The sequence below is a fragment of the uncultured Sphingomonas sp. genome (assembly GCF_964250165.1).
Lineage (GTDB): Bacteria > Pseudomonadota > Alphaproteobacteria > Sphingomonadales > Sphingomonadaceae > Sphingomonas.
Map to the genome: position 1 here is coordinate 1 of NZ_CAXUEK010000069.1, position 14,708 is coordinate 14,708.

At 69.3% G+C, this 14,708-nt stretch carries 13 protein-coding genes; 4 read left to right on the top strand and 9 right to left on the bottom strand.

All coding sequences use genetic code 11. The annotated features are described in order from the left end of the window. Positions 1-51 precede the first annotated feature (51 nt). Complete coding sequence (locus ACFE64_RS12490; RefSeq protein ID WP_375392789.1) at positions 52-651, bottom strand: cytochrome b; 600 nt, start codon at positions 649-651, stop codon at positions 52-54. 151 nt (positions 652-802) lie between these two features. On the opposite strand from ACFE64_RS12490, the gene ACFE64_RS12495 reads away from it, so the two are divergent. Continuing rightward, the gene (locus ACFE64_RS12495) at positions 803-1,162 is read left to right on the top strand and encodes a MarR family winged helix-turn-helix transcriptional regulator (protein WP_375392790.1); all 360 of its coding nucleotides are present in this window, start codon (positions 803-805) and stop codon (positions 1,160-1,162) included. 97 nt (positions 1,163-1,259) lie between these two features. Here ACFE64_RS12495 and ACFE64_RS12500 read toward each other — a convergent pair whose 3' ends face one another. From ACFE64_RS12500 to ACFE64_RS12515, 4 genes are read right to left on the bottom strand one after another with little or no spacing between them, the layout of a single operon-like run. Then, a complete protein-coding gene (locus ACFE64_RS12500; protein WP_375392791.1) occupies positions 1,260-2,057 on the bottom strand; it encodes an alpha/beta fold hydrolase in 798 nt (265 codons plus the stop codon). A gap of 7 nt (positions 2,058-2,064) precedes the next feature. Then, positions 2,065-3,036: a VOC family protein gene (locus ACFE64_RS12505; RefSeq protein WP_375392792.1), complete on the bottom strand. Its 972-nt coding sequence runs from the start codon at positions 3,034-3,036 to the stop codon at positions 2,065-2,067. Between the two features lie 31 nt (positions 3,037-3,067). After that, a complete protein-coding gene (locus ACFE64_RS12510) occupies positions 3,068-3,931 on the bottom strand; it encodes a fumarylacetoacetate hydrolase family protein (RefSeq protein WP_375392793.1) in 864 nt (287 codons plus the stop codon). A 28-nt stretch (positions 3,932-3,959) separates the two neighbouring features. Continuing rightward, a complete protein-coding gene (locus ACFE64_RS12515; protein WP_375392794.1) occupies positions 3,960-6,440 on the bottom strand; it encodes a TonB-dependent receptor in 2,481 nt (826 codons plus the stop codon). A 162-nt stretch (positions 6,441-6,602) separates the two neighbouring features. Here ACFE64_RS12515 and ACFE64_RS12520 point away from each other — a divergent pair, with 162 nt between their 5' ends. From ACFE64_RS12520 to ACFE64_RS12530, 3 genes are all read left to right on the top strand, one after another. Beyond that, positions 6,603-7,487, top strand: coding sequence for a LysR substrate-binding domain-containing protein (locus tag ACFE64_RS12520; RefSeq protein ID WP_375392795.1), 885 nt, complete (start codon positions 6,603-6,605; stop codon positions 7,485-7,487). A gap of 245 nt (positions 7,488-7,732) precedes the next feature. Next, the gene (locus ACFE64_RS12525) at positions 7,733-9,448 is read left to right on the top strand and encodes an FAD-dependent monooxygenase (protein ID WP_375392796.1); all 1,716 of its coding nucleotides are present in this window, start codon (positions 7,733-7,735) and stop codon (positions 9,446-9,448) included. A gap of 43 nt (positions 9,449-9,491) precedes the next feature. Further along, the gene (locus ACFE64_RS12530) at positions 9,492-10,322 is read left to right on the top strand and encodes an alpha/beta hydrolase (protein WP_375392797.1); all 831 of its coding nucleotides are present in this window, start codon (positions 9,492-9,494) and stop codon (positions 10,320-10,322) included. A gap of 5 nt (positions 10,323-10,327) precedes the next feature. Here ACFE64_RS12530 and ACFE64_RS12535 read toward each other — a convergent pair whose 3' ends face one another. The 4 genes from ACFE64_RS12535 to ACFE64_RS12550 all read right to left on the bottom strand — a co-directional run. Beyond that, positions 10,328-11,683: an MFS transporter gene (locus tag ACFE64_RS12535; RefSeq protein ID WP_375392798.1), complete on the bottom strand. Its 1,356-nt coding sequence runs from the start codon at positions 11,681-11,683 to the stop codon at positions 10,328-10,330. Beyond that, complete coding sequence (locus tag ACFE64_RS12540; RefSeq protein ID WP_375392799.1) at positions 11,680-13,149, bottom strand: amidohydrolase family protein; 1,470 nt, start codon at positions 13,147-13,149, stop codon at positions 11,680-11,682. The genes ACFE64_RS12535 and ACFE64_RS12540 overlap by 4 nt, the downstream gene beginning before the upstream one ends. Before the next feature lie 215 nt (positions 13,150-13,364). Next, on the bottom strand, positions 13,365-14,378 hold the full coding sequence (locus ACFE64_RS12545) for an alpha/beta fold hydrolase (RefSeq protein ID WP_375392800.1): 1,014 nt from the start codon (positions 14,376-14,378) through the stop codon (positions 13,365-13,367). 4 nt (positions 14,379-14,382) lie between these two features. Beyond that, positions 14,383-14,708, bottom strand: a 326-nt coding sequence (locus tag ACFE64_RS12550; RefSeq protein WP_375392801.1) for a VOC family protein, incomplete at its 5' end; no start/stop codon positions are given.

The following is a 14,708-nucleotide window of genomic DNA, read 5'->3' on the forward strand; positions in this document are numbered from 1 at the left end:
CAATACAGCGCCCGTGTACCCCAAATCGATTCAATCAATCAGAAAGCAAGTCTAGTCGGCGATCGGCCGGATGGCCGCGCCGTAGTTGAACGCGGTCACATCCGACGCACTCTCCACATCGCCGCTCCCGATCCTCATCCGCGCGAGCAGGTGATCGCGGCGGTAGAATTGATGGTACATCGCGGCGCCGACATGGAGGCCGACGAGGCCGACAAGTACGATCGCGCCGAATGCGTGCGCTTTCATTGGCGCGAAGTCGAAAAAGCGCGGCAGCGCCGTCGTGGCGCCCGAGAACAAGATGGCGGCCGCGCCCGACAGGACCATGACGCCGATGCCGCTCACGCCCATCAGGATGACGATGCCGTACAGGGCGGCGTGGTTCAGGCGGCCGGCGATGCGCTGCCAGCGAGGCCCGGCCGGTGCGGCGGGCCGGCGATCGAACAGCCGCCACCCCAGTCGCGCCAGGGTGAGGGCGAGCACGAGCAGGCCCAGTGGCACGTGGACCCGCAGCAACGCCGCCGTCCGTTCCGCATCCGCACTGTTGGCCGCCACGAAACCGATCGTCACCATCCCCACGATGGCGGCGGCCGACACCCAGTGCAACGTGGCGGCCCCTATGCCGTAGCGTCCGGCATTGCCTCTCAATGTCATTGCCCGTGTCCTTGCTGCCGTTACCGATCCCCGTTTATATAGCGTACGATGGATATGCATAGCAAGCTATACTGTGGAGCGTGAGCCCTCGCTGGGGGAGCTGGTAAACCGAACCGCGCGGCTGCTCAGGCGGCTTGCCGACCGCCGGCTCATGCCGCTCGGCCTCTCGTCAGGATACCTGCCGGTATTGACCGCGCTCATGCCCGGCGAGCGGCTGGCGCAGAAGGTCCTGACCGAGCGGGCCGGGATCGAGCAGCCGACCATGGCCGCGACGCTCGGCCGGATGGAGCGCGACGGCGTCATCGAGCGCGAGCCCGATCCCGACGACCGGCGCAGCGCGCTGGTGCGGCTTACGCCGCAGGCGATCGCGCAGCGCGCGGCGATCACGGCCGCGATCGACAGCGTCAGCGCAGAGGCGCTGGCGCGCGTCGACGAGGCGGACAGGACGCGCCTGCGTCGGATCCTGCATGACGTGATCGCTGCGGTCGAGGTCGCGCTGGGCGACCCATGACGCTGTCGGTTCAGGCGGGAGTTATCGCCGCCTGATCGCCAGCAGATCGGCCAGCAGCGCCGGGCCGGACGGATCGTCCGCCGGCGGGCAGCCGTCGTCACGCACGCGGCGCCTCTGCGGATGCGGCCGCGCCGCGCATGAACCCGGTCAGCACGGCATTGAACGCCGGCGTCAGATTGGGGAAGTGATCGGCCGATGCGACGATCTCGTGCCGGCCGCCGCCGACTGAGGCGGCCCGTGCGCCGACCGCGTCAAATGCGGGGTTCCAGCCCCCCGTCACCACCAGCAGCGGGATACCGGCCTGCCTGATCGTCTCCAGCTCGTGCCGCAGCGTCGCGGCCGCGGGCACCTTGAGCTTGGCGATGCCGCGGCCCATCGCCTTCAGCTCCGCACGGCTCGACCCGCCGCGGATACCGCCGGGGATGCCGATCAGCTTGGCGAAGCGCACCGCGCGGCGCTCGGGCGAGAAGGAGAAGATGATCGTGCTCACCAGCTTCAGCACGAACCGACGCACGTGCGGATTGTCGACCGCCAGCTTCTGCATGGCCGGCTCGATCAGCGTGAGCGAACGCACGGCCTCGGGGCGCCGCGCGGCGGCCGCGAGCGCGACGCAACCCCCGAACGAATGACCGACCAGATGCGCGCCGTCACCCAGCAGCTCCGCGACCCAGGCGCCATCGGCCTCGGCATCGTCCGGACGACCCGGCGCGGGGCTGGCGCCGTGCCCCGGGCGATCGGGGACGATCAGCTGCCAGCCTTCGGCGGCCAGCGCCTGCTGCGCGCGGAAATGATGATCGCCGCCGACCCTGCTGCCCTGCGCGCTGCCATGGACGAGCACGACGCTCGGGCCGGACTCGCCCCACCGCGTGACGTTGATATGGTCCAGGCTCGACATCAAGCTCCTATCCGGTCAAAACGCTGACCGGTTTCCTGCGATCGGCGCGGAAGGCTTCTGCGTCCGCTTCGTAATTGTGCACGAAATCGTGCGGAACATCCGGCCCCCAGTTCGCCAGGCTGTCCGCCATCTCGTAATTGGTCGGGGTCCACAGCGCATAATCGTCGATGTGATCCATGTCGGAATAATATTCGAACCAGCTGCCCCACGGGTCCTGGATGTAATGGAAGAAGTTCGATCCGATCGTATGCCGGCCGAAGCCCCAGTCGCCCAGCCTCGCCTTGGCGAGCAGGGCGCGGCCGCCGCGGCCGACCTCGTCGGGATCGCTGACCATGAAGCTGCCGTGATGGAAGCCGACGCCGGGCGACTTGGCGAAGGCCACGACGTGATGGTCGCTGTCCTTGCGCGCGCAGCAGAACGCGATGATGTCCTGCGCGCGGTCGGCGAGCCCCATGCCGAGCGCGTCGGTCATGAAGGCGACGCTCGCCGGCACGTCGGGGCTGAACACCAGGATATGGCCGAGCCGCAGCGGCTTGGCGGGCGCATAGGAGGCGCCGGGCAGCATCGCCGAGCGGCGCTTGCGCACCGTCAGCCCGGGCGCGTTGACCTGAAACGGCTCGGCCGCTTCCAGTTCCGGGTCGGCGGGGCGTTCCGACAGGTGGATCAGCATGCCGTGCGGATCCTCGACCCACAGGCCGTTATCCTCGAACCCCTCGGGCGCGGCGACCGTCTTCCCGCCATGTTGCGGCGCGAGCGTCGCCATCTCGTCCAGCTGGTCCGCACGCAGCGAGATGTGGTGCAGGCGCTTGCGGGGATATCCGCCGAGCAGCACGATCGAGTCGCGGTCCTGCCCCGGGCAGCGCAGCCGCGCGATATCGCCCGCGACGTCGGCCACGAGCCCCGCGTCGGTGTAGAAGGTCACGCCCTCGTCGAGCGAGGGCACTTCGAGCGTGAAGGAGAGTGGTCCCAGAACCGGCATGTCGGCATATCCTTCGCTTGTGCGCCCGAGCTCAGGGCCTGGGCGCGATGACCCTGTTCTCGATCGCCCCGATCCCGTCGATCTCGCACCGCACCACATCGCCCGGTTGCAGGAACTGTTGCGGCTCCATCCCGACCCCGACCCCTTCCGGGGTGCCGGTCGCGATCAGGTCGCCGGTCTCCAGCGTGAAGGCGGTCGACAGATAGGCGATCTGCGCCCACAGATTGTGGATCATCTGCCCGGTGTCGCTGCGCTGCCGCAGCTCGCCGTTGACGGAGCAGCGCAAGGCGAGCGCGTGCGGATCGGGAACCTCGTCAGCCGTGACGATCCACGGCCCGATCGGGCCGTGCGTGTCGAACGACTTGCCCATCGTGAACGTCGGCGTGTGGAACTGCCAGTCGCGCGCCGACACGTCGTTGACGACGAAATAGCCGAACACGTGGGCGGGCGCCTCCGCCTCGCTCACATGCTTCGCCGGCGCGCCGATCACCGCACCCAGCTCGACCTCATAGTCCAGCTGCTCCGTCACCCCCGGGTCGATGTCATCATAGGGGCCCGAGATGCAGGTCGTCTGCTTGTTGAACCAGGTCTGGTGCTTCGCGCGCGCAACACCGAGCTTGTCGGCCTCCTCCAGGTGCTTGGCGTAGTTCATCCCGATCGCCAGATATTTGCCCGGACGCTCGATCGGCGCGAGCAGGCGCGCCTCGCTCAACGCCAACACCGGCTCAGCTTTGGCGACCGTGTCCTGAAGCGACGCCAACACCGCCGCCCCGCCGCCGGCGATCGCCCGGATCGTCGTCCAGCGACAACCCGCAGCGGCGAGGTCCACGATCGCATCGCCCTTCACGGCACCGATCTTCGCGCCGTCGCCGTCGTCGAACCGTACGAACCTCATTCACCTCATCCGATCGTTGTTCCGGCCGTCAAAACTTGGTCGATACGCGTGCGCCATAGGTCCGCGGCGCAGTCGATCCGCCGACCAGTACATTGGCCAGCGGATGCGTCGTCGCGAAGTTCAGGATGCGGTCGTCCTCGATGTTGCGCACGAAGCCGGCGATCGACCAGCGGTCGCTTGCCGGACCGAACGACAGCTGCGCGTTCGTCGTCCAGGTCGGGCCCTGACGCTGTTCCGGCAGGAACTCGAACCCGACCGTGCGGCTGCTCTTGTACTGCGTGTCGCCTCCCGCGACGACCTTGTAGTCACCGACGTTGAAGGTCTGCTGCGCTGTCAGGTTAACCGTCCAGGTGGGCGAGTTGTAGGCCTGCTTGCCGGCACAGTTCACATTGTAATAGAGCGGGTTGGGCGCCAGCGAAAAGGCACAGCCGGTCAGCGGCGCGCCGTTGGCGCTGCCCTGCTGATAGGTAAACGCCCGGTTCTTCGCATCGAGATACTGGACGTCCGCGCTCAGCAGCGTGGTGGGCGTCACGAGCACGCGCCCCTCTGCCTCCACCCCCTTGATCCGCGACGTGCCGATGTTCTGGATGAACTGCGCGGTGCGCGGCGGCGTGCTGAGATCGAGGCCCACATGGGAGACCTGCTGGTTGGTATAATCCCACCAGAAGCCCTCGATGTTCAGCTGGACGCGGTTGTCGAAGAAGCGGTTCTTCAGCCCGACCGTATAGGCCGTGATGAGTTCGGGCTGGTAGGTCTCGAAACCAACCGCGCCGGAGAAGCCGCCGGAACGATAGCCGCTCTCGACCGTCGCATAGAAGAGCGACCGCGGCGCCAGATCGAACTCGACGCCGCCGTGATAGGTCACGCGGTCGTTGGTCAGCCGGCTGTTATAGGCCGAGGCGGCCCGAACAACGAGCGCGCCGGAGGTTCCCTGCGGGATTGCGCCCGGCCCGGGCGGGATCGGGAACGGCACTTGCGAGATGTCGTCGACGCTGGCGAACAGCGTCGCGTTCGGGCAGGTCGGAACGCCGTTCACGCGCACCAGACAGGCCAGCGTGAGCGAAGTGCCGTCGCTGTTAAATTGCTTGATGTCCTTCGAATAGCGCAGGCCGCCGACGATGCGCAGGCGGTCGGAAAGATGCGCCGTCAACCGTCCGAACGGCGCGAACGACTTGGTCAGATACCGTGCGCGGGTGAAGCTCTCCTGCGACGACAGGTTCAGTGCCACGCGCGAATTGATCGAGTCGCTGTAGAAATAGCCGCCGAGCGTGTAATCGAAGGCGCCGATCCGGGTGCCGGTAAAGCGCGCCTCGACGCTGAACTGTTCGTCCTTCTCGCGGTTGCGGTAGGGAAACGACCCTGCCTCGGAGAGATAGTCCTGCGCGGCATAACGCCATGCCGGAATGATCGTCAGCGTCCCCGCGCCGGTGTCATAGTCGATCTGCGCATTGGCGCCGTAGAAATTGTTGTCCTGAAACGGATAGGGCGCGATCGCATCCAGCCGGCGGCCCGACACGGGCAGGAAGATGGTCGAACGGTAGGCCTGCGAGGCCGCGGTGTACAAACCCTCGTCGAGGCCGAGCGGCGGCTTGATCGTCACATAGCTGCCGGCGACCGGGTTGAGGTTGTAGTTGCTGACGTAGGAGACGCCGAATCCGGCGCCGCCGATATGGCTGTAGTCGCTGGCGACGCGGACGGTCAGGGACGGGGTAAGTGCCGCCTTCAGCTGCACGCGCAACGACGTCGTATCGTCGTCGGACGTGCCGTCCTTGAGATATCCGTCATGCTTCGACCTGCTCGCCGAGACGCGCAACGCGCCGTTCTCCCCCAGCGGCAGGTTGACGGCACCTTCCGCCACCAGGGCATTGTAGTTGCCGTAGCTGGCCGTCACGTATCCGGAAAACTCGCCCAGCTTGGGCTGGGCGGGGATCACGTTGATCGCGCCGCCGGTCGCGTTGCGGCCGTAGAGCGTGCCCTGCGGCCCCTTCAGCACCTCGATCCGGTCGAGATCGAAGAACAGGCCGCTGGTCGAGGACGGGCGACCGATATAGACGCCGTCATAGTTGAACGCGATCGCCGGATCGCTGTTCGGCGTCAGCGTGAAGTTGCCGACGCCGCGCAGGAAGATGAGGTTGCCGGTGCTCGACGGCTGCACGGTCAGCGCGGGCGCAAGCTCGCCGAGCCGGCCGGGCTGGGTGATGCCCGCCGCGACCAGATCCGCCCCCTGGACGACGCTGACCGCGACCGCCGCGCGCTGCAGGTTCTCCGAGCGCCGCTGCGCCGTGACGATGATATCGCCAAGCCCCTCCTGACCGGGCGTCGCATTGGCCGACGCCGCATCCGCGGAGGGCGCGGTGCTCTGCGTGAGCGGCGTCGCCTGGGCGGTCGGGTCGGGCTGCGCCGCGGGCGTGACCGGGGTCGAAGTGTCCTGCGCGGCCGCGGGAGCGACCGCGAGGGCCAGGCTCATCATCGAACTCGCCGCCATCAGGCCCAGTTTGTGCGAAATCATCATCACCCCTCCTAGATCAAAGCCGCGCGACGCGCTCCGGCCGGCGTCTACGCGCCTTCTTGGCGATTGCGATAGGCCAAGCTCGGCGATGGGGAAACGATGGCAAATATATCAGGGTGTTGCTAAAGGCGCATCACCGTGAAACTCGTGCAACTCAATCATGTGGTCGCTGTCGCCGAACTGGGCGGCCTGCGGCGCGCGGCGCGCCATCTCGGCATCGCGCAGCCCGCCGTGACCCGCAGCATCCAGGAACTCGAACACGAACTCGGCGTCACCCTGTTCGAGCGCAGCGCCGTCGGCATGACGTTGACCCCGATCGGCGAGGCGTTCGTCCGACGCACCGCCGCCGTCCAGCTGGAGCTCGAGCGCGCCCGCGATGAGGTGCAGCAATTGAAGGGCGCCAGTACGGGCACGGTCTCGATCGGCTTGTCGACGGCGCCCCATGTGTCGATGCTGCCCCTAGTGCTCGGTCCCTTCCAGCGGCGCTACCCCGACGTTCGGCTGCGGATCACCGAAGGGCTGTTCCCGGCGATGGAGGCCGACATCCGCGGCGGGACGATCGACTTCTATGTCGGGCCGCTCGCCGAGGACAAGCTGGGGGGAGACTATGCCAGCGAGAAGCTGTTCGAGAACAGCCGGGTGATCCTGGCCAGACGCGGACACCCGCTGCGCGAGGCCGGCTCGCTCGCCGGTCTGGCCGACGCACGGTGGGTCGCGACCTCGGTGACGATGGACAGCGAAGCCGAGTTGTCGCCGCTGTTCCGACACTATGGTCTGCCGAAGCCGGTGATCGCCGTTGAGGCGCAGAGCGCATTGTCGATGATTACGGTCGCCGCCGCGTCCGACGTGCTCGCCATGCTGCCGCAGCAGTGGCTGAGCTTCGTGCGCAGCAGCAGGCTGCTGGTTCAGATCAAGGTGGCGGAGGAGCTGAACGCGCCGGCGATCTGCATCGTCAGCCGCTCGCGCCTGCCGCTGACGCCGGTCGCCCAGCACCTCTGCGACCTGTTGCGCCGGTCTGCGTTGAATCAGCCGGTGCTCTCCCCGTAACCGGCCTGCGGCGTCCCGCCGCCGATCCGGCCGCGGTCCGACGCGCCGACGGGCAAAGCGTGGGGCCATGGCGCCACTGTCGCTGGGCAGCCCGATCTTGCGCTCGGCGATCACCCGCCATGGGGAACCGGGCGCTGAACGATGCCGATCCGGCAACACCGCGCACCATTTGCCATCGTTTTGCAATCGTGGCCGCTGGCCTATCACTGGCAATCCAGGGCGCGCCAGACGCCCGGCGGAGCGTGATGCGCCGTACAGACGGAGAAGCGGGCGGGATGGGCAAGATCACGGAATATGATGTCGTGGTCGTCGGTGCCGGGCCAAGCGGCCTGGCCCTCGCGATCGAGGCCGGCACGCGTGGCATCCGCTGCCTGCTGGTGGAACGCAACGACCGGGTCGGCTACGCGCCGCGCGCGAAGACCACCAATGTCCGCACCCGCACGCATCTGCGGCGCTGGGGGATCGCCGATCGACTGGCGGCGGTCTCGCCGTTCGGAGTCGAATATCCCTCGACCGTCAATTTCGTGACCCGCCTCGGCGGGTTCGGACTGGCGCGGATCGAGGACGCATCCAACTGCCATCCCGCAAGGAACGAGCTCTATCCCGAGCATGGGCAATGGGTGCCGCAGTACAAGCTGGAACAGGTAATGCGTGAGCATGCCGAGACGCTGCCGTCGGTCACGCTGCGCTTCAGCACCGAGTTCGTGTCGGCCGCGCAGGACGCCGACGGGATCAACCTGGTCCTGCGCGATCGCGGCACCGGCGCGGAACTGCCCGTCCGGTGCGGCTATGCCGTCGGCGCCGACGGCGCGCGCAGCGCGTTGCGCGACGTGGTCGGTGCGACGATGCACGGCACCTACGGGCTGTCGCGAAACTACAACATCGTGTTCCGCGCACCGGGTCTTGCCGAGGCGCACGGGCATGGCCCGGCGACGATGTACTGGCAGGTCAACCCGGCCGCTCCCAGCCTGATCGGTCCGATGGACCAGGGCGACATATGGTTCTTCATGCCGACGCGGCTACCCGACGGCTTCAAGATCACGCCCGACAATGCCGCCGCGCTGATCCGCGAGTCGACCGGGATCGACCTTCCCTACGAGATCCTGAGCAGCGACGAGTGGGTTGCCAGCAGCCTGATCGCCGACTGCTATCGCAAGGGCCGCGTGTTCCTGATCGGCGATGCCTGCCACCTGCACCCCCCGTTCGGCGGCTACGGCATGAACATGGGCGTCGCCGACGGCGTGGACCTGGGCTGGAAGCTCGCCGCGACGGTGCAGGGCTGGGGCGGCCCGGCGCTGCTGGACAGCTACGAGATCGAGCGCCGCGCGATCCATGAGGAGGTGATCGCCGAGGCGAAGGCGAATCACGCGGTGCTGTCGAATGATTTCTGGTCGGACGGGCTGGAGCAGCCGGGCGATGCCGGCGACGCGATGCGCCGCGCGGTGGGCGAGCGGATCGTCGCGGTGAAGCAGCGCGAGTTCCACACGCTGAAGACCGTGCTCGGCGGCTGCTACAAGACCTCGCCGGTGCTCGCGACCGGAGAGCCGCCGGTGCGCGATGCACCGGACGACCGCCGGTACGTGCCGTCGAGCCGGATCGGCTGCCTGGCACCGCATGTCTGGCGTGCCGACGGACGGTCGCTCTACGACGTGTTCGGGCCCGGGTTCGCATTGATCGCGCGGTCCGACGCCGATGCCGAGCAGGTGGCCATGGCGCTGGCCGATGCCGCCCGGCATGGCATCGGGCTGGCCATCATACACATCACCGACGACGAGGCGGACGGGCGCTACGACCGGCCGCTGACGCTCGTGCGGCCCGACCAGCATGTCGCATGGCGTGGTGCGCAGTGGGTGGCAGGCGTGTTCGACCGGGTCGCCGGGTGGTCGCCGCCGGCATCCGACGCGAACGGCGAAGCGCTCGACGTGGATGACGAACCCGCACGGGAGCTGCGCGATGCATGACCATGTCAGCGAACGGTTTGTGGACACCATCCGGGGATGGCGCGTGTCCGGTCGCCGGAGCACGTCCGATCGTCCCGCAGCGCCCGACGCGCCGCTGATCATCGCGCTGCACGGCGGCACCTATACCTCCGCCTATTTCGACCTGCCCGGCTTCTCGCTGATCGAGCGCGCGGCCGACGCCGGCATTCCGATCGTCGCGCTCGACCGACCGTGCTACGGCGAGACGACGCCGCTCGATCCCGGCAGCGAGACGATCCGCAACAGTGCCGAGCGGCTCGACGCGATCATCGCCGCGCTGGTCGGGCCGGCACCGGAGCGCGCGGTCGTCCTGCTCGGCCACTCGATCGGCGCGGCGATCGCGCTGGCGATCGCGGCGCGGCAACCGTCGTGGCCGCTGATCGGCGTCGCGGTTTCGGGCATGTGCCTGGACAGCCCGCCCGAAGCCGGCGCCGCCTGGGCAAGCCTGCCCGAAACCACGATGGTGGAGCTGCCGGCGGCGCTCAAGAACGCCGTGATGTTCGGGCCTCCCGAAACGTTCGACGCGTCGATGCCGGGATTGAGCCACGATGCCGACGCGCCGGTGCCGCGCGCCGAGTTGATCGACATCGTGACGGGCTGGCCCGCGATCGCACCCGAACTGCTCGGCAAGGTCCGGGTGCCGGTGCACTATCGGCTGGCCGAGCACGACCGTCTCTGGGTCGGCGGTGCGGACGAGGTCGCGCGGTTTGCCGCGCTGCTGGCGGCGGCACCCGACGTCGATGCCGCGTTGCGGCCGGGAACGGGGCATTGCACCGACTTACACCGCGACGGTGCCGCGTTTCAGGACGAGCAGCTCGCCTTCGCTCGCCGCTGCGCCGCCACGACGGCACGCTGACGGCGTCAGCCGGTCATCCGCTCTCCTGCCCCGACGCGGAAGCGGAGGAGCAGAATGCCCGCGACCAGCGCCGGCACCGCCATCACCGCCGATACCGCGCCGGCAGCGAGCCCCGCGGTGAACAGCGCGCCCGCGACGATGGGCGACGTCACGCTGCCGAGCCTGCCGATGCCGATCACCAGGCCGGTGCCGCTGGCGCGCATGCCGACCGGGAAGGTGCGCGAGATCACCGAGTAGAGGCCGATCATGCCGCCGAACAGCGCCACGCCGACCACCACCGCGCCGACCGAGAGCAGCAGCAGGTCGCGCGGCGTGAGCCCGAAGACCGCGATGAAGCACGCCGCCAGCAGCATCGCGCCGACCACCACCGCCTTCAGCCCGAGCCGGCCCGCCGCGGCGCCGACGAACAGCCCGCCGGCGATCCCGCCGATGCTCATCAGCATCGAGACGGTCGCGCCCTGCGCGGGAGTATAGCCGCGGTCGGTCACCAGCGTCGGCAGCCAGTTCTGCATGAAGAACATCGAGATGACGTAGAGCAGGTAGATCGCGGTCACCTGGAGCGTGAGCGCGGCCATGCCGCCGCGGAACAGCTGGATCGTCGGCGCGGCCTGGCGCAAGGCGGCGGGGGGCAGCTCGGTCACGGGCGCATGCCCGCAGCGGCGCAGATACGCGTTGGCGCGGGCGAGCGAGCCCGGACGCGGCCGTGCCAGCAGGAACGCCAGCGGCTCCGGCAGCAGCGCGATCGCGACGACGAACATGGTCACGTCGAGCACGCCGCCGGTCAGGAAGATCGCGCGCCAGCCGAGATGCGGCAGCAGCAGCGCCGCGACGAACCCGCCGACGACGCCGCCGAGCGGATAGCCGATGTTGAGGACCGACAGCGCCACCTCGCGGCGTCGCTCGTTGGCGTATTCCGCGCCGAGCGGGTTGATCGTGGCGATCATCGCGCCGACGCCGACGCCGGTGCACAGCCGCGCCGTCAGCAGCAGCGGGATCCCGCCGGCCGACGCCGCGACAAACGAACCGACCGCCATGATCGCCAGGCTGACGAGAACGAGCGGCCGCCGCCCGATGACGTCGGCGAGCGGCGCGAGGAAGAACGACCCCCCCGCCATGCCGAGCAGCCCGGCCGAGAACACCCAGCCGAGCCCCGCCTTGGTGATCCCCCATCCCGCCGCGATCGCCGGCGCGGCGAAGGTGATCGCGAGCACATCGAACCCGTCGAGCGCACACAGCGCGACGGTGATCGCCACCGCCATCCACTGGAACCGGCTCATCGGCGCCGCCATCAGGCGCGCGCGCGGATCGGCCGCGACCTCGCCGATCACCCCTGCGGCGAGGTCGCTCGCCGCGGCGCTCACCGCGATTCCTGCTCGGTCTGGCGACGCAGCGCAGCGAGGTCGTCCGCCGTGTAATAGCGGCCGTCATGCACCACCGCGTCGATCCGGTGGAGGTTGGCGACGGACGCGATCGGATTGCCGTCGAGCACCACGAGATCGGCGACCTTGCCGGCGTCGACGCTGCCCATCGTCGCCTCGCGGTGCAGATATTTGGCACCGTTCAGCGTCGTCATCTGCAGCACGGCGAGCGGCGGCAGCCCGGCCTGCGCGAGCAGGTCGAGTTCCTGATGAAGACCGTAGCCGGCAACGACGAACCCGCCGCCCAGGTCCGAACCCGCCATCATCGGTACGTGCGTGTCGTAGAACAATTTGGTCAGCGCGAGCTGCGCCGCGAACAGGCGCGCGAGTTCGGCGCGCGCGGGCGCGCCGATGGCGCCCTGGAACTGCTTGGCGACCGACGCCCACAACTCGCGGTTGGGGCGCGCGACGTAGCGCAGGTTCGGATCGTTCACATAGGCAGGATCGTCGCCCAGCTCCATCGTGCGCAGGCGGATGAGCGTCGGGGTCTGCCACGTGCCGTAGCGCGCGAACTCACCCGCCAGCTCGCGGCACTTCGCCGCGTCATAGGTATCGAGCACCCGGGCATAGCGCCGGAACGTGTCGGGCGTCGTGAAGGCGATCGGGTTGACCAGCATCCGCGCCATGACGGCCGGCGGCGGCGGACCCGCGGGCGCGCCTTGCGGGCGCTGCGGCGCCGACGGCGGGTCGGCGCGCAGCGCGGCTTCGGCCGACGAGCAGCCGAGCAGGATCGACTCGCGTGGGCCGAGATGCTCGATCGCGTTCATGCCCCTGGCCGCCGCCTGGCGCACGTCGACCAGCGGCGAGAGGTGCCCGGCGATGCTCAGCCCGTCGGCCTTCGCCTCGGCATAGGCGGCGAACAGGGCGGGCGGCGGCAGGTCGATCGCCTTGATGAAGTCCGCGCCTGCCGCCTTCTGGCGGCGGATCTCGGCGACCGCCAGCTCGGGCGTCGCGAACGGCGGACCGGCGAGGATCGTGCCCGACAGCGCCAGCAGCGTCGGTGCGCCCGGCGGCGACAGCGTGCCCGCCGCGCGCTGCGCGAGCAGCTCGGGGCTGCCGTTCATCTGGCGATAGCCGGTGACGCCGAGCGACAGCATCACCCGCAGGTCGCCCGCCGCGCTGCCCGTGGTCAGCGGGTGGGCGTGCATGTCCAAATAGCCGGGCACGACATACTTGCCGCGCGCGACGATCGTGCGCACGCCCGGCGCGGCCTTGACCGAACCCGCCGCCGCGATGCGGACGATCCGATCGCCCTCGATCACGACCGCGCGGCGCGGCGACAAGGCGCCGCTGCGCGTGTCGACGACGGTCACACCGTCGAGCACCAGCAGCTGCCGCGCCTGCGCCTGCGCGCCGGCCGCGAGCGACAGCGCGCCGGCCGTCATCACGCCGCGACGCCATCCAGACATGATCCGCATCTCCTGGGTCATCCTCTCTGCTCGGCTGCACCCGTTCCCGAGATCAGGAACGAAATCTGGGATGAGCCGGACGCCGTATGCGTCGCATGATCCTCATCCAGCCGGTCGCCGTCCACGGCCCCTTGCGGCCATCCTGTTGTGTAGGACGACACCACCCAATTCGCAAATGGTAAGAATCGTGTCGTGCCGAGCACCATCGTCGGGAGTCAGTCGTCGATCCAGCGGGCGAGCAGCGCGGCGATCGCATCGCTGTTGCGCTCCAGCATCATCATGTGGCCGTTTCCCGAGATGCCCTCGCTGCCGAGCGCCAGGAAGCGCGAGTCCGCGCCGCGCGCGTTGAGCCAGTCGACGATCGGTCGGTCGGCGGCTTCGCCATGGTCGAGGTCGTCGGTGCCGACCACCAGCAGCACGGGCTTGCGCGCGAAGCCGGCGAAATCGGCAATCCGCAGCTGCCGCCCGTCGACGTTCGTGCGCTCCAGCAGCAGCTTCGGCGCGATCGGCTGCAGCGAGGCGAGATAGGCCTCGTGCGCGTCGGCAGGAAATTGCCTGCCCGTGCCGATCAGCTTGTGCTCGGCCCATGACCGCGGCGGGAAGAAGGGCGCGTCGAGGAGCAGGCGAATGACGCCGGCAGGTTGCCGGACATCGACATAGCCGGCGCCGCGCGCGACCACGACGGCGGCCGGCTGGATGTTGCCCGGCGGCGCGGGCGCCACCGCCACCAGCTTGCGGATGCGCGCGCCGTGGCTTTCGAGCAGCGTCCAGCCGAACGTGCCGCCCATCGAGTGCGCGACCACGATCGCCGGCTCGCCCGCCGCGGCGAGGACCTCGGCCAGCCCGGCATGGACGAGCGCGCCGTCGAGGCGGCCAAGCGCGACCCCGCCGCTGCGCCCGACGCCGGGCCAGTCGGGCACGAAGACCCGGTGGCCGCGCGCCGCGAAATACGGTGCCCAGCCGGGGCGCCCGTCCGCGGTGGCGAGGTAGCAGGCGCCGGTATGCGCGCCACCATGGATCATCAGGATGGGCGGGCGGCTCGCTCCGCCCGCGGGTTCGAGCAGGTCGTAGAACACCGCCGGCCGGCCGGCGGCCGCGTCGCCCTTCGTCAGCCGCCCGTACTGCAGGACGGGCGCGATCGGCCTTGCCGCCGCCCGCCCGGCGAGACCGGCCGCCAGCGCGCCCGCCGCCATCCTGCCGGCGCCGCGGCGCGAGATACCCGTCGCCATCGGTTCAGCTCCGCAGCAGGCCGGCGCCCCAGCTGTTGAGCGTGCGCTCCTCGTGCAGCCAGTCGCCGACCGCGCGGTCGGGTGCGACCTGCTCGAGTTCGGCGGACAGCTCGATCCAGTTCCCGTCGAGGTCGTGGATGAACATGAACAGGTTGTTGCCCGGACCGTGCCGCCCCGGGCCCCATTTCAGCGGGATGTGCTCGCCGGCGAAATGATCGCCCCAGTCGCGGATCAGGCCCCAGTCGCCCGCCTCCAGGCAGTGATGGTCGAGCCGGGCCTCGGCGGTCTGGAACATCGCCAGGCTGTGATGCTCGTGGCTGCAGCGCAGGA